Origin of the sequence: Cohnella sp. AR92 (assembly GCF_003990975.1) — a bacterium.
GTDB lineage: Bacteria > Bacillota > Bacilli > Paenibacillales > Paenibacillaceae > Cohnella.
The window spans coordinates 80,926-100,614 of the sequence record NZ_RZJR01000019.1 but is presented as its reverse complement, the minus strand read 5'-3'; the positions used below and the strand labels follow the sequence as shown (position 1 = coordinate 100,614).

The window sequence follows — 19,689 nt, the reverse complement described above, 5'->3', positions numbered from 1 at the left end:
CATCAGAAGGAGCTCGGCTTGAGATTTGGGCTTGTCTGCCGTGTAAGAGCCGGTCTTGCGGATTGTTGGGAGCACTTCGGAAGTGATCCATTTTCGGAAGGCCCGAGCTTCTGGCTTTCGGCTTTCTAGGATGACATCGTAAAGGCCGTCTTCGTTGATGATTGTTGTTTCTTGCTGGCGKCCAAGCGAATCAKGGATGGGGTAGTTTGAAACTACATCATCGGAAAGCCGCTGCCGCAATGCCGGTACGTGTCCTATTTCCAATACGTCAGCGACATCCTTAAGCACAAACCAAGGTTGTCCGTTTTTCTCGACCGTCCGGACCTGAGTTTCTTGGAAGTTGAATACTTGAAGTTGATTCAATAGCCTTACCTCCTTTGAAGGGTTAACCTCATCTCCTGTCGAATACTGGAAGTTGTCCAGACTTACCATTTAACAAAATAGGAGGAAATTCGATGTACGATGATATCGTTGAAGTGATTCAGACATCCAGCGATCAGGAAGCAAACAAGTTCTTGAAAGAAGGTTGGAAGATTATAAGTGTTGTCCCGTTTCGGAACGAAGATATCGCTTGTCCGATGTACGTCCTTGGTAAACCTTCAAACGTTGCAATGCTTTCGAAATTGAAAAGCGAGTTCGGAGACCTTGGGTTCTAGAATCTAAGTAACACGAAGATGATCCCGTTTGCGTTGGGGTGGACGGAATGCAACGTCCATCCCTTGCTAAGCAATTCATTTGTTTCTGCTGCCGACGAGGCGTTCCTTACTTCCTTGGCTTGCGTTAAGTCCTTCACCTTCTCACCTCCTCCTCATTGCCCCGCCAGATACGGGACCCATGTGCCGGCGTCTACCATTGCGACGAACTCGCGAAAAGTGATCTTGTAGCGGCGTTGGATCTCGAAGTGGCGGAAGAATCGATGCAGCTTCTCGGCTCGGATCGTTTCAGGGTCGATCTCGGCTTGAAGTCTTGGCATGGGGATCAGCTCCTTTATTATGCTTGTCCTTTATAGCAAGCCCCGTTAGGAGCTGCTTGCAACTCGATCGACAAGTTCATACTTCTTACCTGACATGATCTCAGCGACTACCTTTTTGCACCGGTCCGGGATGCCAGCTTTGATCGGATCAATCTCCACCAGCACCCCATTTACTTTCATGAAATGAGCAACAATTCTGATTTGAGGCCGCTCTCTACGCTTTCCCATCGCCACCACCTCGTTAAATGGTATGCCGCAACGATTGTCCGACTTGCCGCTGATTATGTTGCGCTATTCGCAACATCGAGTTCAAAAATTTTTGGAAATACATAAGAGATGGGCATTCTTAACTTATTAGCGATTTTCATCGCCTCAAGAAGTGTGAATTCTCTCTCACCCCTTTCAGATCGTAGATACGTTTCGGTGCTGACGCCGATAGTCTTCGCCATATCTGAGGACGGAACTTTCCTTACTATCCTGCGCAGATAAACGAGTTCGGCGTATTGAGAGGTAGCCTCGGGCATGTTTCTCACCTCCTCGTAGAACCAATATACTCCAACGTTTCGTGCGACGCAACACTAATTTTGTCAAAATACGCTTGTTTCGTTCGACACAACAAATTTGTTGCGTTTCCCACACTATTTACTTATAATGTCTATATATGAAGGAGGAAACGGAAATGACTTTTGAGACCTTTAAAGTTGTCTTCGCAAAGTTGGTCGATCAATCTGGGTATAGTGATGCTGAGGTTGCGCGCAGATTAGATGTCAACCGTTCCACCATTGGTCGGTGGAAGTCCGGCGAACAATCTCCAGCATTATCCAAGATTAAGGAAATTGCGGCCCTCTTCAATGTGAATCCCATGGTATTCGTTGATGAAGGACAAGTAAAAAGTCCCTTCGTTGTTAATGAAACTAAAGCTAGTTATGATGTAGTTCCTGTGAAAGGAAAATCACATAAAGCTCCTTTATACGGCTCTATCGCTGCTGGGCAACCGTTAGAGATGATAACTGTTGAAGACTATATAGAAATTCCAGAATCTTTAGCGGAGAAACACCCCAATGCCTTCTTGCTGCGTGTAAATGGGGACAGTATGAACAAAATTATTCCAAATGGCGCATATGCTCTTATTGATCCTAAAGAAGAAATAAATAATGGCGACATAGCTGCTGTTAGTGTTGATGGTTTCGACGCAACTCTCAAAAGATTCTTTCGTCTTCAAAACACAGTTGCTCTTGAACCTGACAGTTTCAATCCCGATCATATTGCCAAACTATATGGATCTGAAGAAGCTTCCACGCTAAAAGTCATTGGAAAAATGATATGGTACATGTCCCCATATAACGTTAAATATTGAAAGGGCTGTTTAAAATGCGTGTAGCAGCTTACATTCGCGTAAGTACGGATGAACAAGCGGATAAAGGTAATTCATTACATGAACAGCGCGAACGCCTTGCTGCTTATTGCATCGCTATGGGGTGGGGGCGACCAACGTTCTTTGTTGATGATGGTTACAGCGCCAAAGATATGCGCAGGCCTGCAGCCCAAGAAATGATTACACATGTACATAACAATGAATTCGACATAGTTTTGACTTCAAAGCTGGATAGAATGTCTCGTAATCTCTTGGACATGCTCCAGTTAGTAAATCTATTAAACGATCATGATTGCAACTTTGTATCGGCATCAGAAGGGTTTGATACTTCAACTGCAGTAGGAAGAATGGTGCTTCAATTACTCGCGGCATTCGCTGAGTTTGAAAGGGAGAGAATTAGCGAAAGAGTAAAAGACAACATGTTATCACTTGCTCGAAATACTGACAAAGCCCTCTCTCGCCCTTCTTATGGATTCACTGTTCTTGAAGGGAAATACTCAATTGATTCTAAAGAGTTGATTGTAGTTGAAACAATGGCTTCGGCATTCGAACAAGGACATGGATACCGAATGGTGGCAAAGATTTTAAACGATTGCGGTTATCTGACGAGAAAAGGAAAGCCATGGGATCAGATTAATGTTAAAAGAGTTATTTTAAACCCAATGCTTTCAGGAACAGCTATATTTAACGCCAGGAAGAACAAGAACGGCAAGATTGTAGCAAGGGATAAAAACGAGTGGATCATTAAAGAAGATAATCATCCTGCGATCCTTTCTAAAGAGCGTCATCAGAAGATAATAGAACTCTTAAATAGTAGAAAACCCGCAAAAAAACACGCCGACAGTGAGACATACTTATTAACAGGACTTATTAAATGCGGCCATTGTGGGAGAAATATGAAAGGCAATACTGCACGCGTTAGACGTAAAAATGCTTCATACGATTACTTCCGATATGTCTGCGCGTCTTATACACTCGGCTATGGCTGCAAATACCACGCAATTCATCGAGATGATCTTGAATCAGAGATTATTAATCATATCCAAACGATGGCAAACAAGTCTGATAAAGAACTAACGCTATCATTCTCACAGCCAACAATTATTGTTAACGAAATAGGCGAACTTAAAGCCCAACTACAAAAAATTGAAAAAAGGATTCAGAAGAACATTGATGCATATTCTGATGATTTGATCACCGCCTCCGATCTGAAGATAGCAACAGAGCGGGCCGAAAGAGAACGTCTTGAAATATCTAAAAAGCTTCAAAAACTGGCGGATAGAAAACAAGATGTAAGCGGACTTAAGGAAAGCGCGAGGAAATTATGGGGTGATATAACCGGGGATGATAGAGTTAAAGCAAAGTCGGCAATTCGTCAGCTTATATCTGAAATAACCTTGCTCAATGGTTCTGATGTAAGTATTACTTGGAAATCCTTTGTTTAGCCTCAACGCATTAATGGATCGCCTTTGGCTTGAATATAAGTAGCTGTCCATGGATTCCCGGCCGCATTGTTGTAGAACAGCGCCTTGTCATGGTTGACAAAATGCTCCCCCAACCCCGCTGCCTCCATCTGTTCCGGCGTTGCATCCTTTGTCAGCTTGTAAACCATTGTGGCAATCATTTCCAAGTGGGCAAATTCTTCCGTGCCGATATCGTTCAGAAGACCGACCACTTTGTCCGGGATCGTGTACCGTTGGTTCAAATACCGCAGAGCGGCGGCCAGCTCGCCATCCGCCCCGCCGTACTGCTCAATCAGGAATTTCGCCATTCTCGGATCGCATTTGCTTACTCGCACGGGGTACTGCAGCTTTTTCTCATAGATCCACATCCATGCTCCTCCTTATACCTGCCATGGCCACGGCGGTTCGTTCCATTGCCAAGGGAACTTGGTGTAGCTGTGTCCGAATTGAAGAAGCGGCCCGTACTGCATCTCGAACGCGTGAGCAAGCTGCCCCCGCCTCTGAGCGAGCTGATTGAATTGCTGGATCGCCTGCATATCCGTCGGGTGGGTGTCCAGATAGAGAGTCAGCTCCACCAAGGCGAAGTCGACAATCTGGAGCTGCTCGAGCTCCGCGCGGTATCTCTCGTCCCCCGGAACCGATCGTTCCGGCGCGGAGGCCGGTTCTTTCTTGCCTGAACCGGAGCGGTCTTTGCCGTCATTGCGATCATACCGGTCGGACCTGTCATACCGATCTTGGCGTTCTGCCATCGCTTACCCTCCTTTGGTCGCTCTTCTCGACGGGTATGGGCTGTACAGAGCGGGCCACAGCGTTCCTCTCCGCAGCGCTTCGTGGAGCGGGAACTGGGGAAGATTCATCGGCTGAAAAGGAATATATTGATTGGGCGGCACCACATAGCGCTTTACCAGAATCGGCGGACAGGGATCGCACGGACTCACATACGGCTTCCATTCGCGCCATTGATCGTTGTCGTACACCGTCACTCCTCCTTCTGAGAAAACCTTCGGTCGGTATAGGCATACGTTCTACGTATATGTGAAGATCAGCCGAAACTTGTAGCCCGCGCAAAATAAAAAGCGGACGTTCGTCCGTTTCGTGCGCCCGATCTAACGCGAAAAAGAGCAGCTTGCGCCAATCGGCAAGCTGCTCTCTATTAAAGGATTATTCTTCCGATGCTCCCGCGCCGGACAATTGCTCTTCTCCCTGCTTCGTCTTATCCGCGCTCTTGAGCTTGAAGATATGAACCCGCAGGACGCGAAGACGCTCGGTGTGGGCGATCTCGAATACGTACCCGTCGTGGATCCACTTCTGCCCCTTGGCGATATTGCCCTCCAGGTTGCGGAACAGCCAGCCGCCGATCGAATCGACTTCCTCGTCGTCGATGTCGAGCCCGAACATGTCGTTGACGTCCTCGATCAGCATCCGCCCTTCGACGGAAGTGACGTCGCCCTTGATCACGATGCTCGGCGGTTCGTTGTCGAACTCGTCGTGGATCTCGCCGACGATCTCCTCAAGGATCGTCTCCGCGGTCAGCATCCCGGCCGTGCCGCCGTATTCGTCGATGACGATGGCGAGCTGGGACTTGCGCTTCTGCATCAGCTTCAGCACCTTACTGATCTCCATGGATTCCGGAACGCTGAGAATCGGACGCATGAAGTCCCGAAGGTCGTGATCCTCGTCGGGATCGGCCGTGAGCAGATCGGTAATATGAATGAAGCCGATAATCTGGTCCTTGTCATCGACCGCGAGAGGATAACGGGTATGCTTCGTAGCGTAGGCGACCTTCATGTTCTCTCTCATGGATTGATTCGTGAACATGCAATCCATGTCCGTTCGCGGCAGCATCACCTCGCGGGCGACTCGATCCGCGAACTCGAAGACGTTATCGAACAAGGTCATTTCTTCCTTGTCGATGATGCCGCTCTTCGCGCTCTCGTTCATCAGAATTCGTATCTCTTCTTCGGTATGAGCTTCATGCTCGCCGGCAGGCTGAACGCCTACCATCCTCAGCAGCAGGTTAGCCGCGCCGTTGAGCAGCCAGATCGCCGGAAGGAAGATGCGATAGAACGTTAGAAGCGGCCAACTCAGCCACAAGGAGACACCTTCCGCTTTCTGAATGGCCAACGATTTAGGCGCAAGCTCGCCCAACACGATATGCATGAATGTAATCACGACAAAAGCTACGATCGATGCTACGGTGTGAATGACCGTCTCGTCCGTGATATTCATCTGATACATGAGCGGTTCGACGATCAATTCGGCGATTGCCGGTTCTCCCGTCCAACCGAGTCCGAGTGACGCCAACGTGATTCCAAGCTGAGTAGCGGACAGGTATACGTCCAGCTTATTGTTTACTTTAAGCGCATATTTGGCTCTGCCATTGCCTTCGTTGGCAAGCTGGGTCAACCGGCTCTGGCGAACTTTAACAAGAGCGAATTCCGCGGCTACGAAGAAGCCGTTCAGAAGGACAAGAACAAGGACGATCAACAAATTCCAGAAGATAGAACCCCATAAGAATTCCGTATGCAAAACCGTTATGGCACCCCTTCAAAAAATAAGAAATCCCGTTCCAGGCTCCAGGTAACCATAATGCAATCGGTTAAATCAAGGATTGGCGCCGGGTAAAATCGACTTCCTTGAAATACATGTCGGATACCAAGAGATTAGGACCGCAGCATCCGGCGGACGGGCAGTGGCAGTTAACCTTCTTCTGAAGGGAGTGATCCTGCCACTTCGCGAAGACGTCGTCCAGCTTCTCGCTTTGGACGTTGCCGAAGGGAGGGATCGACGCGAAGTCCGTCACGTACACGTCCCCGCTGAACAGGTTCACGTTCACCCGATTGCGTCCGTCCGGGTCGTTGCGTACCGTCACGTTGGGCTCGGAGGCCAGGCGGCGTACCAGCGCCAGTTCCTTCTTGTCGGAACCGCAGGCGAAGAACGGCAGCGTTCCGAAGAGCATCCAGACGTCCGGATCGCGAATATCCAGCAATCCGTTGATCGTATCCAGCATCTGATCGCGCGTAATAACGGGAAGATTCGACGCGAACGAGCTCGGATACATCGGATGAACCTCATGCCGCTTGCAGCCCATCTCTACAATAAGCTTGTGAATCTTGTCCATCTTGTTATACGTGCGGTAATTGATCATGGACTCGGCCGACACAAAAACGCCATCTTGCGACAGCTTGCGGGCGTTCTCCATCATTCTCTCATAAAGCTTGGAGGTCGCCGCCGGGCTGACGGAACGCCCCGTCCGCGCGAATCCCACCTCGTGGAAGTCGGACGCTTCCGTATAATTGATCGAGATGTGCATGACGTCCAGGTAAGGAGCGATGATCTCGTAGCGGGAATAATCCAAAGTGACGTTGGAATTCAATTGCGAACGAATTCCCCGGGAACGCGCATACTTCAGAAGCGGAAGCAGGATTTCGCGAACGGTCTCCTCGCGGAAAGTCGGTTCGCCCCCGGTCAAGCTGATCGTCTCCAGATTCTCGACCTCATCCAAGCGGCGGAGAATCAGATCCATCGGCAGGTGAGGCGCTTCCGTCATCGTCAGGCTGTCGCCTACCGCGCAATGCTCGCAGCGCATGTTGCACAGATGGGTGACGGTGAACTCCACGCTGGTCAGCGTATGTCGGCCGTATCTCTGAAGCGATCGAATCGGATCCCAAGGATCGTATTGAGGCGTCAGAGGGGTAAGATCGGCCGGCGGCGCGAAGCGCGGGGTCAGGTTTGTTGCGGCAAAGCCGTGCATGGCAAGTACTCCTGTCTGGTCTAGATATATCCTTCATTGTACTTGTCGTGCCGCGGGAAAGCAAACAAAAGCCCCCGGAAGCAAGCTCCCGGAAGCCATGTCAAGCTCGCTAGCGGTTCGATGGACCGGCGTCGATACGGTTGATCATGACGGACAAATTCTTGGACAAATCCAGGTCGTAAGGCGTCTTCAAGTCGGCGCCGCTCTCGTCGGTCAGCACCCGAACGATAGGGCGGTGAACGCTGGCCGCGTTGATATCGACCACGATCGCCGTCTGTCCCGTGCTCAGCGTAACGCTGATGCCTACCGGGTAGATGGCCACCTTATCCCGGAAAATCTTGAGCATCGCCGTGTCGTACAGCGTCCCGCTTCCCGCATAGAGAGTCTCGGTCGCCTGGTGCGGGAGCATCGGATTCTTGTAGACGCGGTGGCTGGTCATGGCATCATAGGAGTCGACGATTCCGATCCATTTCGCGTATTCGTGAATCTCGTACCCCTGCAATCCCCTCGGATATCCCGAGCCGTCCAATCTCTCGTGATGTTGGTAGGCGCAATGAGCGACGAGCAACGGAATGTTCGGCTCGTCCTTCAGCAGATAGAAGCCCCTCTCGGCATGCCTCTTCATCTCTTCGTACTCTTCGTGCGACAATCTTCCCGGCTTCAGCAGGACATCCATGGAGATCTGGGTTTTGCCCACATCGTGCAACAGGGCGCCCAACCCGAGGTTCGACAGCTCCTCCGAGTTGTATCCATAGGCCATGCCTAGCAAGACCGTATAGACGCACACGTTCAAGGAATGCATATAGAGGTAATGATCCACCGTCTGCATATTCATGAGCATGATCATGGAATCCTTGCTGCGGTGAAGCTCCTCCATCACGGAATGCATCAGCTGCCGCATCGTCTTGCCGACGTAAGGATAGGTTCCCGCGTGGCGTTTGCCCGGCTGGTCCACCAGATCGCGGAAGACGGACCGAAGCGTGGACAAAGCCTGGCGATGGGTCTCTTCGCTCAGCAGCTCCGGCGCTTCGATGCCCTCCGTTCGAGGATCTTGTATGTAAAGATAGTGAATCCCCTTGTCACCAAGCCTGCGCAGCAAGGTTCCCGTGAGCTCGACTCCTTCTGCCAACAGCACGATGCCCTCTTCCGAATAGATCTTTTTGCCTAGTTTCATACCTGGATGTATCGAGGCAAGCGGCATCATGCGCATTCGTAACGGGTCCCCCTTTCTTGGTGCATGGTTGAACATGCTTTGGCTTTCTTTCTTTCCAATTCCTAAATCTCCCTATGAATAATGTAAGAGATTTGGAGGATTAGTACAAGATATTTCCTCGTAAAACAACATTTTTCGACATAAATTGGTAAGCAGCTCCCGAATTTCCGCACAAAAAAAGAACCCGGCAAGATCATTGTTCACCAACGATCTTGCCGGGTTCCCTGCTGTCCTGCCGAGAATGCCTACATCATTACTAAGAAGTAGAAAAGAATGGCAAGCGCGAAACGATACCAGGCGAAATATTTAAGCTTGACCTTCTGCAGCACTTTAAGGAAGGTTACGATGACGATCCAAGCGACGACGAAGGAGACGAGGAAGCCGGTAACGAAGAAGCCGATGTCGCTGGAATGGAAGTTGCCCAGGTTGTCCAGAATCTCGTAGCCGGAAGCGACCACCATGATCGGAATCGCGATGAAGAACGAGAAATCCGCCGCCGCGCGGTAGCTGAGCCCGCTCAGCATTCCCGCCGCGATCGTGGAGCCCGAACGCGAGAAGCCCGGCCAGAGGGACAAGCATTGCAGCAAGCCGATGATAAGCGCTTGTTTGTATGTAATGTCATCCATGGTCTCCGACGTTCGTTTGATCTTGCCCTTGTCGTACAACGCTTCGGATACCCACATATAAATGCCGCCCACGATCAAGGAGAGAAGCACGGGGTATTGCGAGAAGCCGAGATCCTTGATCGGATGCCTTAGCAGGAACGCCAGCCCCAAAGCGGGTACGATCGCGATAGCGACATGTACGAGAGTAAGGCGCTTCTTCGGGAACTGATCTACGCTTAGCCCTTTGACCGTCTCTTTCTTGTTCAGGCCGAACACCTGGAGAATCTTCTTCCAATACACGAGGGCAATCGCGAGTATGGCCCCCAATTGAATGACGACTTCGAACGTCTTCAGAATATCGGGCGCGTCTTCATAGCCAAGCAGCTTATTCGTCAGAATCATGTGTCCCGAAGACGAGACGGGTAGAAACTCGGTCAATCCTTCAACAATGCCCAGTATGACGCTATCGAACCAATCCATAGTTCTCCTCCAGTTTCTTTCGATCAGAATTCTATATTGGAATCCGCTGGCGAATGCCTGCGGGAGCGGCGGCAGTCCAGCAGCGCCTCTTCGTCCCGCAGCGCCCCGGCAAGGATGCCTCGGATGAATTCCGGCAGGAAGTAACGGACAACCCGCCCTTTCTTCAGTCCCATGTAACCGACCCCGAAGGTGAACATATCCAGCGTTCCGACCTCGTATTCGGCCTCCGTGTCCAGCGGCTCTCCGTCGACGAAGATGCCGACGACCTTCTCCCGAGGAGGCTTCGTCTCGTCGACTAGCCATTCCAGTCCGTCCACGCTTAACGTCCCCAACGTTCTTCCCCGGAAGCCGAAGCCTTGGAACTCGAACCCGATAAACTCGGGAAGCAGGCTCTCTTCAAGGGCTTCCTTGAGAAGCGAGCCCTTCAGCGTGATCAGGCATGCATTGATCGGAGAAGGACAGGCCTCGTGCACGTCCAGCTCCGTCACCGGTCCAGCCGGGAAGCTCCGAAGAAGCTGTCCCGAATTCACGAGCCCGATTCGAGCTCCCGTCGCTTTGCGAACGGCGGAGGCTAGCAGCGTCCCCAGCGGGGATTCCCGATCTGTCCGCAGCTCCAGCGGCTCACGCAGCGTCGCGATCGTTCCGCTCATGGCTGCCTCCGCCTTCTTCCTATGCTCCTCGACGAGAAGAGCCGCTCCCGGGTCGACGGGATAAGCCTCCGTCGTCTCCGCGCGTCCCTCTATTCGCAAGGTACCGCTCTCGGGCTCCCGATGGATCGTTACGAGCCCGGCATACTTGCCGAACTTGCCGGCCGCGCAGATGACCGTGCCGCCGATTCGCAGAGGAACCTCCAGCAGATGATGCGTATGGGCGCCCAATATCAAGTCGATTCCCTCGATGGTCGACGCTATGTTCTCATCGTGCTTCAGTCCCAGATGGGAGATCAGCACGACGAGATCCGCCTGCTTGCGGAGCTCGGGAACCATCCTCGCAAGCGTCTCCATCGGATCGAGAACCTTCCAGCCTAACAGTTCGTAGAAGTCGGTGTACGGTGCCGTCAATCCGAGCAAGGCGACTCGCAATCCCCCGCGCCGAACGAGAACGTGGGACTTCATCCAGACCGGCAAGCCTCCCGTCTCGGCCTCGATCAGATTGGCGCACACGATCGGGTATGGAGCTTCCTTGAATAACGACCCGAGCTGATCCCTCGTGTAGGACAAGCCTTCGTTGTTGCCCATGCCGACCGCGTCGTACCCCATGTAATCCAGAAGCGCGCGGTTAGCCGCTCCATCCGATCCTTCGGTCTCCGCGCGAACCCGATCGAGGAAGTCTCCGCAGTCGATCAGCAGCAGTTCGTCTGGAGAACGGTTTGCCCTCAAGTCCTTCACATGACCGGCAATCCGGCAGGCTTCCTCGAAGTGGCTATGGATATCGTTCGTATGAAGCAGGGTCAATGCGACAGTGCTCTCGCTCATCTCAACCTCCTGCAAGCGCAATCGGGCTGCTTGCTCCGTTCCGTGCCGCGATTAAGCGATCCCGAACCCGTTATCAGTAAACGTAACATGAGAAGAGGAGGCTGCGCAACCTCCTCCTTACCCACCTATCTGGGACATTCTCCGCTCGGTCGGAATATGCGACTGGGCCTCTCCGGCCAGCAGCGCCGCCATCTCGTGGTTCTCCGGTTTGATATCCATCGCCCGGAGGAACAGCCGGTTCATCGCATCCTTGGAACCGAGCGCCGGGCGCACGTTCAGCTCGTCCATCCAGTACAGGCAAGGCTTGATATGGCCGTCCGCGGTAAGCCGCAGCCGATTGCAGCTCTTGCAGAAATGATCGCTGATCGGATGAATCAGACCGAAAGTCCCGACCCCGCCGCGGATTTTCCAGTTCTCGGAAGGACCGCTCCCTTGAGGGGCCTCGTCATTCGCCGAATCAATGGCATACCCTTGTGCATTCGCAACCTCCAGAACGCGGCTAAGCGGAAGATAATGATTGCGCCAGCCGGCATCGTCGTGCCCGATCGGCATATATTCGATAAACCGGATATGAAGCGGCTGCTCATAGGACATCCGAAGGAATTCCGCGATCTCGTCCTCGTTGATGCCCTTGAGCAGGACGCAATTCAGCTTGATCGGCCCAAGGCCGGCCTTCGCCGCCGCTTCGACTCCTTCGAGCACTCTTCTCAATTCGCCTCTTCTGGCAATGAAGCGGAACCGGGCCGAATCCAGCGTGTCCAAACTGATGTTCACTCGGCTTAGGCCCGCGTCCTTCAGCTTCTGCGCTTGGTTCGCCAGCAGCAAGCCGTTCGTCGTCAAGGCGATCTCCTTGATGCCGGAGATGGACGACAGCCGTCCGATCAGTTGATCGAGGTTCGGGCGGACAAGCGGTTCTCCTCCCGTGATTCTAAGCTTGGAGATCCCGAAGCCCGCGGCCGTCTCCACCACTTCCGCGATATCGTCGAAGCTGAGCAGCTTGCTCTGCTCCATGAACGTCATGCCTTCCTCGGGCATGCAATAGAGACAACGCAGGTTGCACCGGTCCGTGACCGAAATCCGCAAGTAGGTATGTTTTCTCCCGTATCTATCGATCAATTCCTGCATGTCGGTCCCTCCTCAGCGTTCGCTGCCAATCCCGCATTCTTGTTCCTCTAGCATAACATTTTCAATGGCGATATGGTATGCTTGTGTAAGGAAATCTCCCCGGGCTAGGGAAGCATGAAAGGACTCATCCGAATGCACAAATGGACAATTACCTTATTCGCTGGACTGGCAGAGCGTTTGCAGGCGAGAATTCTGAATCTTGAATATCCTGAAGCAAAGCTGACATCGGGAGAGCTCAAAGGTCGGCTTAAGCAGATCTATCCCGAACATGCGGAGCTTATCTCCGTATCGTTCATGGCCTGCAACCGGACGTTCTCGGACGATTCCGCCGAGCTTCGCGCCGAGGATGAGCTGGCGTTGCTGCCTCCGGTCTCCGGCGGCTCGGGCGATGAAGCGGATGGTTCGATTGACGAGGACCCGGAAGGCGCGAGATATGCGATCACGGAGGAAGTGCTCCAAGCGAAAAAGGTTCAAAGGTGGGTGGCGCATCCCGATCATGGGGCGACGATTCTATTCGTAGGAACGACCCGCGAATGGACGGCCGGCTCCCGCACCGTCACGCTGGAATACGAGGCATACGCGCCAATGGCGCTTCAAGCGATGAGAACCATCGGCGAGGAGATTGCCGGCCGCTGGCCCGGAACGCTGGTCTCCATTCATCATCGCATTGGACGCGTGGACATCGGAGAAGCCAGCGTCGTCATCGGCGTCTCTTCCTCTCACCGCGCGGACGCGTACGAGGCCAGCCGATATGCGATCGATCGGCTCAAGCAGACCGTTCCGATCTGGAAGAAGGAAGTCTACGAGGACGGCTCGGAATGGAAGGGACATCAGCAAGGCCCTTGGAACCCGTTAGCTCCTCTCGCCGACTAATCGTTTCCCCAGCCCCCGAAAACTATTTATGTATATGACAGACCAATTGACCCATTCCATGAAAAGAGCTATCCCCTTCGTTGCTGGAACGAGAGGGATAGCTCTTCTGTCATTCCGGGAGTACTCTCTTCGCGTACAGGTACGTTCTCGCCCAGTACGGCTTGTCGATCGGCGTGATCTGAACCCCTTCGCCCGACGCCGGACTCGCATGAATCATGTTGCCGTCGCCCATATAGATGCCGACATGCCCCACCGTGCTGTCGCTCTTGAACCGTCCCGGCACGTAGAAGTACATCAGATCGCCTTTCTTCAACTGGTCCCGCGATACCTTGGTTCCGAGCTCCGCCTGGTCCCTGGCCGCACGAGGCATCGTGATTCCTTCCTTCGCGAAGAGAAACTGAACGAACGAGGAGCAATCGAATCGGCCGGTATCCTTATAATCCCCCGCGCCGAATTCGTATTTGACGCCTAGATACTTCTTCGCCTCCGTTATCACAGCCGTCGCTTCGGCCGTGCCGTTGCTTGCGTTAGAGGTTTGTCCTTCCGATGAGCTTCCCGCCCCTTCGTTCGTTCCGGAGGGATTCGCCGATTCCTCTGCGGCTGCGTTGCCGAAGGATTCATCGGGAGAGAGGTTCGTCGGCCCGCCGGCCGTATTCGGCGCCTCGGCCCCTCCGGTTCCCGGAAGAAGCTCCTCCGCTTGAGGACCGTGTTCGTTCCGATGTTCCCAGCCCCCATGCGGATTAACGGCCTGGGCTTTGATTCCGTTCCGGAGAATGTGGTCCGAATGCGGATAGAAGGAGACCGTCTCCGAATCCGCGCGGAACGTCGCGACATCTCCGAACAGCTTTTTTAACCCTTTAACCGGCACATAGAGCCGATTGCTCTCTTTGATCGTGGGCGCCGGCAACTTGACGTTCTCGTCTCCAACCATCGCCGAGCTCATGCCGGGCTTGAACTTCCAGGCCGCGTCGTTGTCCCCGATTCCGTAATGCCCGTCGCGAAGCCACATCGCGTGGAAGCCCATCGCCCGGGCGACGTCTCCGAGCGCCACGTATTCGCTGTTCTGGATAACTTTGACGGGGACAACGCTCGGAGAGCCGTTCTCCTCGGCCTTCGTCTGCTCCAGCGTCTTGATTCGAACCGGCGCGGAATACTTGCGAACGTTCCCTCCGGATTCGTTGTTGTTGGCCGCACACCCCGACAAGGCGATTGCTAGCGACAGCATGAGAGTGCCTGGAACAGCAGCCGCCATCCGCTTCGTTAACCGTTTGTTTTTATCCACCCGATCCCGCTCCTTGCCATGCCCATATTCCTGTCCTTCCGATAGAATGGATCGCTTCTATGCAAAATATCCGGAAGCCGTCGAAGTTCCTATGGGTAGTCGGCTTGCAGAACGGAACTTCTCTTCCTTTATCGCGTATTATTGTTAATGTTTAACATCCTACGCCTTGAAAGGAGACATCTCTTTGGCGATCGACGACGGAGGCGCCGGCTTCTTCAGCGGGATCATCGCATTCTTTTTCCTGTTTTCCATTCTGCTCTTTATCGCCCAAGTAGCGATCTGCGTATGGGCCTACCGGGATGCTCTAAACAAAGGAAGAAGCCAGGAGTTCGCGATTCTGGTCCTGCTGGGCTTGTTTTTCTTCCCTATCCTCGGCTTGATCGTATACCTGATCATTCGCAACGATAACGGCTCCAGAAGCCGTTTCTAACCAAAAAACCTACGCAGCCTCTCTCGTAAGGAAGAAGGGAATGACCTCCTAGCGTGAAACTAATCAAAACACCGTCAAAAGAAATGCTCTGCATCGAAAGATGTAAGGAACATCTCTGGCGGTGTTTTTCTGTTGGCAACCAGAGTCCGTTATCCAGAGAGCAGCCTGTTGTTTTCGTCCATAATAGCTCAAAAGCTTCTTCATAACGGAACATTTATAAAAGTCCCTTCGTCGTTATATAAGGATCGAGACTATAAGGAGGGTAAAAATGAAAATTAATTTAACAATTGTAATTACTCTACTGATTTTACTTACCGCCTGTACCAAAAACAGCAATGAGAGTGAAATTCAGATTGGTACAATAACTGAGGACCAAGCAATAGAAACAGTTAAAACCCAACATGAACAAAAATTCAATTTTGGTGAAATTGAAATCGTTTCTATCCTAAAAAAACAGGATGAGTATGAAATAAAATGGGAACGAAAAAGTAATTGTGAAAGTGGAATTGATTATGTAGACAAAAAGAATGGTACTATCGCGAGGGGCATGCATCAAATTTGTTAAGGTAACATGATAGTTCAAAGACCGTTTTTCTTCTTTGATCGGTTTAAATAAGAAAAGCCCGAGGGCCAAAGCCCCCGGGCTAAAAATTATTTCTGGCTTACTGCATTAGTTATTTCTGAAAGAATTTCTTTTTCACTTAATCCTGATATCTCATCTACAAGCCCATCGTTTGGATTGTCTAGATTAAAATGAACAACAGTTTTTTGTGCTGTTTCAACTTTCTTCAATGTACTTATTTTTTTATTATATATCAGAGCCGTTTGCCCAGTTGAACTAATTTCAACTTGGAATGGAACTGCTGCAGGGGTATAAATATTGGCCGGTTCATATTTCTTTAAGAATAAAATGTATTTGGATGTGCTAGTCGGGGTTGTTTTGTTTGGAAGATCTAGATTCGCTGAATAAGATTGACCTTCTACATCAGCATACAAAGTAACATATTGTGGGATTGCTACACTAATGGTATCTTTCAAATCACCATTCAAGGATTCATCAATTACAAACGAATAAACATCACTAACGTAACCCCCACCCATATCCCACTGTTTCTCAAGCTTTTCATAGTGACCACTAACAACATAATCGGCGTAATTTACCAAGCCTTCAATATCACCACTTGTTGCGTAGTCAAATGACTTATTAACATTTATTACTTTGGCTTCATTTTTTGCTGCACTGGCATTTGTTTTATAGTTTGACTCTGAACCCTCAGATCCATTCCAAATAAAATACGCTAAAAGCGCTACGAGTGCAATAACTAATAACTTGTAGCTGTTCTTAATTGTCATTATTCATTCCTCCTTTGAACTTATAGTGGGTATTGAGCCTTTATACCATCCTTATCATCTAATTGTGGTGTGTATACTACTTCTCGATCTCTAAAAGAATTCATTATTGAAAGTGTTGGAGCTGGGGGATGATCTAAACCGAGAGCATGACCGAGTTCATGACCTGCAGCACTTCTGCGAGTATTAGATTTATTAATTACATCTGAATTTCCGACGTTTATCATTGCTGTGAAATAGCTTATTGTGGTTCCGCTAGAAGTAAGTAAAGTATCTCCAAAAAGTGATTGATCCGCAACATTTTCTGTGGTTACTACATTACTACTAGTAGAATTTGAGGTTGATAAATTAAAGCTAATTTTTGTTTGAGCACTGTTCCAATCCGAGACAGCGGTATCAAACGCATTCTTTGCATCTGTAGAAATAATCGTACTATATTTCACTTTTACAACGTAGGTCGATCCTACTGTTTTCGGCCATTTAGTGGTTAAAAGATTATATGCACTTGCGTTTGATAATGGTACAACCAATGCCAAAGTAAGAACACTACATAGTATAAATCCTTTTTTCATCATAAAACCTCCTAGATTCATGTATTTTCCACTTATTTCTACTTTATTTTACCTCCTCCGTTATAGTGATTCCACATAATTACTATTATTCCTCCTTTTTCTTTATATTTTTTTTATTTTTTTGTATTTTATCCAAAATAAGTCCGTTAGACCTTGCCTCTGAGCTGATTACCAAGTAAGGCATACGTAGCGAAAGAGATCTGCGTTGGCATAACGATATCACCACGACTACAACTGACGGGTGTTACCATCGACTTACTATTATTTTATCAAGACCTCTTGTTCACCAAAGGTTGATATATGTCTGTTCGGGGCGGCTACGATGCTGCAAATTCAATGCCAGGTGCCGAATGTCTTGCGGCTATCCAACGGATTCGGATTTTAACAGTAAAATCATGGCAATATCACGGAATTTGATTCAAACGAGTAATGTTGACCTTGAGCCATCCCAAAAGGCTGTTGGAGATGGTGCACTTTTTACAAATACTACACGGACGTTTTTAACGGGGCGATCTCGCTCAACATTTTATATACGATTATCTTTTGTCTGATGAGAATTGAAGAAAAGAAAATGGACTATCCCTCAAGCGAGTTGTAAATGTGGGTGTTCGTTGAATTAACTTTATTGATCAAAATCAGAAAAACAATAGTAGGTCGTAAAGAAGGATTCAAGACAGAGAAAGACAAATAGCCGCAGAAAATACTTAGTATGTATTTGAGGAAGACGGGAACGAAAGGATTAAGAAACGAATTGAGAATATATAGAGGAAAATTATAGTTTCGAAGGATATCGATACGCAGTGACAGATCCAATTCTTTATTGTTAAAGAGCTTACATTGATTCTAGAGCAAAAATTCTAACCAATGATAGGCTGCAATGTTACCCTTTAAACTAGGAGCCTTACCTTTCAACCCCACAATCAAAGAAGATTCTCAGACAATTAAGCTGGACGATCGCCTCTACAAGGCTCAAACCTCTAACATTGTCTTTTATCAACATTACTGAGGATGTTTCGTAAAAATGTTGTTGGAGAGATTTTTAAGTGACATGCATATTTGCTTGCCAATCTTATCAACTCGAATATTGACGCCCCCTCATGCTGTTCATCTTCTTAAAAAGAAAAAAAATACGTGTCCGCGCGATTAGGGCATGCAAGCACCAGAATCACAACGGACACGTATCTTTACATCACTAAAAAGATTGAGCAGGATTCATTAAGTCTTTACGAGCGCCATGCCCCGTTTTAAAACCGGACAAAACCCGGACAAGCCTCGCATGAATCCCCGAAAGCCCCACGGCTGTAAGCTTAGCCGATACTGCCTTCCATCTCGAACTTGATAAGACGATTCATCTCGACCGCATACTCCATCGGAAGTTCCTTCGTGAACGGCTCGATGAAGCCCATGACGATCATCTGCGTCGCTTCGGCTTCGGACAGGCCGCGGCTCATCAGGTAGAAGAGCTGGTCTTCGGATACCTTGGAGACGGTCGCCTCGTGCTCGAGCGTCACGTTGTCGTTCATGATCTCGTTGTACGGGATCGTGTCGGAGGTCGATTGGTTATCGAGAATGAGCGTGTCGCACTTGATGTTCGACTTCGCTCCCTCGGCATTGCGCCCGAACGACGCGATGCCGCGATACGTCACCTTGCCGCCGTGCTTGGAGATCGACTTCGATACGATCGTCGAGGTCGTGTCCGGAGCCAGGTGAAGCATCTTCGCGCCGGCGTCTTGGTGCTGGCCCTTGCCGGCGACGGCGATGGAGAGAACCATGCCCTTTGCGCCGCGTCCCTTCAGAACGACGGCAGGGTACTTCATCGTCAGCTTGGAGCCGATGTTGCCGTCGACCCATTCCATCGTCGCGTTCTCTTCCGCGACGGCGCGCTTCGTGACGAGGTTGTAGATGTTCGGAGCCCAGTTCTGAATCGTCGTGTAGCGAACGCGAGCGTCCTTCTTAACGATAATCTCGACGACCGCGCTATGCAGGGAGTTCGTGCTGTATACCGGAGCCGTACAGCCCTCGACATAGTGCACGAAGCTGCCTTCGTCCGCAACGATAAGCGTGCGTTCGAATTGGCCCATGTTCTCCGAGTTGATCCGGAAGTAAGCTTGAAGCGGAATCTCGCACTTCACGCCCTTCGGCACGTAGATAAAGCTGCCGCCGGACCATACCGCGCTGTTCAGCGCCGCGAACTTGTTGTCCGCCGCCGGAACGACCGTCGCGAAGTATTCCTTGAACAGCTCCGGATACTCGCGGAGAGCGGAGTCGGTATCCATGAAGATAACGCCTTGCTTCTCGAGGTCTTCTTGCATGTTGTGGTAGACGACTTCGGATTCATACTGAGCGGAGACGCCGGCGAGGAACTTCTGCTCGGCCTCCGGAATCCCCAGCTTGTCGAAGGTCGCCTTGATCTCTTCCGGCACTTCTTCCCACGTCTTGCCTTGCTTCTCGGACGGCTTGACGTAGTATTGGATATCGTCGAAGTCCAGCTCGTCAAGATTGCCGCCCCAACGAGGCATGCTCATCTTGTTGAACTGTTCCAGCGACTTCAGACGGAAATTCAGCATCCATTCCGGCTCGCCCTTCATCTCCGAGATCGTGCGCACGATCTCCGGGGTCAATCCTTTGCCGGATTGGAATATCGCCTTATGCTCGTCGCGGAAGCCGTATTTGTACTCTTCCATCTCAGGCATTTGCTTTGCCATGGCGATCATCCTCC

General features: G+C 50.6%; 21 protein-coding genes and 2 pseudogenes. 6 read left to right on the top strand and 17 right to left on the bottom strand.

Translation table 11 applies throughout. The annotated features are described in order from the left end of the window. Positions 1–363, bottom strand: a 363-nt coding sequence (locus tag ELR57_RS25015) for a BRO-N domain-containing protein (RefSeq protein WP_192896617.1), incomplete at its 3' end; no start/stop codon positions are given. A gap of 92 nt (positions 364–455) precedes the next feature. Between ELR57_RS25015 and ELR57_RS25010 the strand changes: the two genes are divergently transcribed. Beyond that, on the top strand, positions 456–656 hold the full coding sequence (locus ELR57_RS25010) for a hypothetical protein (protein WP_126962158.1): 201 nt from the start codon (positions 456–458) through the stop codon (positions 654–656). Between the two features lie 152 nt (positions 657–808). Here the strand turns inward: ELR57_RS25010 and ELR57_RS27970 are convergent, their stop codons facing one another. From ELR57_RS27970 to ELR57_RS25000, 3 genes are read right to left on the bottom strand one after another with little or no spacing between them, the layout of a single operon-like run. Further along, positions 809–973: a hypothetical protein gene (locus tag ELR57_RS27970; protein WP_158630163.1), complete on the bottom strand. Its 165-nt coding sequence runs from the start codon at positions 971–973 to the stop codon at positions 809–811. A 45-nt stretch (positions 974–1,018) separates the two neighbouring features. After that, a complete protein-coding gene (locus ELR57_RS25005) occupies positions 1,019–1,201 on the bottom strand; it encodes a hypothetical protein (protein WP_126962156.1) in 183 nt (60 codons plus the stop codon). Positions 1,202–1,254: 53 nt separating this feature from the next. Then, positions 1,255–1,497 carry a helix-turn-helix transcriptional regulator gene (locus tag ELR57_RS25000; protein WP_126962154.1) on the bottom strand — a complete coding sequence of 81 codons (243 nt, stop codon included), beginning with the start codon at positions 1,495–1,497 and terminating at the stop codon, positions 1,255–1,257. A 155-nt stretch (positions 1,498–1,652) separates the two neighbouring features. Here ELR57_RS25000 and ELR57_RS24995 point away from each other — a divergent pair, with 155 nt between their 5' ends. Together ELR57_RS24995 and ELR57_RS24990 are read left to right on the top strand one after the other, a co-directional pair. Continuing rightward, complete coding sequence (locus ELR57_RS24995) at positions 1,653–2,330, top strand: LexA family protein (protein WP_158630162.1); 678 nt, start codon at positions 1,653–1,655, stop codon at positions 2,328–2,330. A 14-nt stretch (positions 2,331–2,344) separates the two neighbouring features. Continuing rightward, a complete protein-coding gene (locus ELR57_RS24990) occupies positions 2,345–3,793 on the top strand; it encodes a recombinase family protein (protein ID WP_126962150.1) in 1,449 nt (482 codons plus the stop codon). Positions 3,794–3,804: 11 nt separating this feature from the next. On the opposite strand, the pseudogene ELR57_RS24985 reads toward ELR57_RS24990, so the two are convergent. The 9 genes and pseudogenes from ELR57_RS24985 to moaA form a co-directional block, all read right to left on the bottom strand. Further along, a pseudogene (locus ELR57_RS24985) lies at positions 3,805–4,179 on the bottom strand (manganese catalase family protein); the annotation flags it as partial. Between the two features lie 12 nt (positions 4,180–4,191). Beyond that, positions 4,192–4,425 (bottom strand): annotated as a pseudogene (locus ELR57_RS28430) (spore coat protein CotJB); the annotation flags it as partial. Between the two features lie 138 nt (positions 4,426–4,563). After that, positions 4,564–4,788, bottom strand: coding sequence for a spore coat associated protein CotJA (locus tag ELR57_RS24975; RefSeq protein WP_126962145.1), 225 nt, complete (start codon positions 4,786–4,788; stop codon positions 4,564–4,566). Between the two features lie 184 nt (positions 4,789–4,972). Next, positions 4,973–6,340, bottom strand: a complete 1,368-nt coding sequence (locus ELR57_RS24970; RefSeq protein ID WP_126962143.1) for a hemolysin family protein — start codon at positions 6,338–6,340, stop codon at positions 4,973–4,975. A gap of 70 nt (positions 6,341–6,410) precedes the next feature. Further along, complete coding sequence (gene yfkAB / locus ELR57_RS24965; RefSeq protein ID WP_126962141.1) at positions 6,411–7,565, bottom strand: radical SAM/CxCxxxxC motif protein YfkAB; 1,155 nt, start codon at positions 7,563–7,565, stop codon at positions 6,411–6,413. Between the two features lie 109 nt (positions 7,566–7,674). Beyond that, entirely contained in the window at positions 7,675–8,775 is a 1,101-nt protein-coding gene (locus tag ELR57_RS24960) for an HD-GYP domain-containing protein (protein WP_126962139.1), read from the bottom strand. Between the two features lie 248 nt (positions 8,776–9,023). Continuing rightward, positions 9,024–9,863 carry an undecaprenyl-diphosphate phosphatase gene (locus tag ELR57_RS24955; RefSeq protein ID WP_126962137.1) on the bottom strand — a complete coding sequence of 280 codons (840 nt, stop codon included), beginning with the start codon at positions 9,861–9,863 and terminating at the stop codon, positions 9,024–9,026. Positions 9,864–9,886: 23 nt separating this feature from the next. Continuing rightward, positions 9,887–11,338 carry a bifunctional metallophosphatase/5'-nucleotidase gene (locus tag ELR57_RS24950; RefSeq protein WP_238162681.1) on the bottom strand — a complete coding sequence of 484 codons (1,452 nt, stop codon included), beginning with the start codon at positions 11,336–11,338 and terminating at the stop codon, positions 9,887–9,889. Positions 11,339–11,455: 117 nt separating this feature from the next. After that, positions 11,456–12,463, bottom strand: a complete 1,008-nt coding sequence (gene moaA, locus ELR57_RS24945) for a GTP 3',8-cyclase MoaA (RefSeq protein ID WP_126962135.1) — start codon at positions 12,461–12,463, stop codon at positions 11,456–11,458. A gap of 132 nt (positions 12,464–12,595) precedes the next feature. On the opposite strand from moaA, the gene ELR57_RS24940 reads away from it, so the two are divergent. Then, positions 12,596–13,336: a molybdenum cofactor biosynthesis protein gene (locus ELR57_RS24940; protein ID WP_126962133.1), complete on the top strand. Its 741-nt coding sequence runs from the start codon at positions 12,596–12,598 to the stop codon at positions 13,334–13,336. A 109-nt stretch (positions 13,337–13,445) separates the two neighbouring features. Here the strand turns inward: ELR57_RS24940 and ELR57_RS24935 are convergent, their stop codons facing one another. Continuing rightward, entirely contained in the window at positions 13,446–14,618 is a 1,173-nt protein-coding gene (locus tag ELR57_RS24935) for a C40 family peptidase (RefSeq protein ID WP_126962131.1), read from the bottom strand. Positions 14,619–14,802: 184 nt separating this feature from the next. On the opposite strand from ELR57_RS24935, the gene ELR57_RS24930 reads away from it, so the two are divergent. Then, a complete protein-coding gene (locus ELR57_RS24930) occupies positions 14,803–15,048 on the top strand; it encodes a PLD nuclease N-terminal domain-containing protein (protein WP_370452349.1) in 246 nt (81 codons plus the stop codon). A gap of 268 nt (positions 15,049–15,316) precedes the next feature. Beyond that, entirely contained in the window at positions 15,317–15,613 is a 297-nt protein-coding gene (locus tag ELR57_RS24925; protein ID WP_126962129.1) for a hypothetical protein, read from the top strand. A gap of 86 nt (positions 15,614–15,699) precedes the next feature. On the opposite strand, the gene ELR57_RS24920 is transcribed toward ELR57_RS24925, so the two are convergent. The 3 genes from ELR57_RS24920 to sufB all read right to left on the bottom strand — a co-directional run bounded on the left by ELR57_RS24920 (position 15,700) and on the right by sufB (position 19,675). Beyond that, complete coding sequence (locus ELR57_RS24920) at positions 15,700–16,401, bottom strand: hypothetical protein (protein ID WP_126962127.1); 702 nt, start codon at positions 16,399–16,401, stop codon at positions 15,700–15,702. Between the two features lie 20 nt (positions 16,402–16,421). Then, complete coding sequence (locus ELR57_RS24915) at positions 16,422–16,970, bottom strand: M57 family metalloprotease (RefSeq protein ID WP_158630161.1); 549 nt, start codon at positions 16,968–16,970, stop codon at positions 16,422–16,424. Positions 16,971–18,277: 1,307 nt separating this feature from the next. Next, complete coding sequence (sufB, locus tag ELR57_RS24910) at positions 18,278–19,675, bottom strand: Fe-S cluster assembly protein SufB (RefSeq protein WP_126962123.1); 1,398 nt, start codon at positions 19,673–19,675, stop codon at positions 18,278–18,280. Positions 19,676–19,689: the final 14 nt, after the last annotated feature.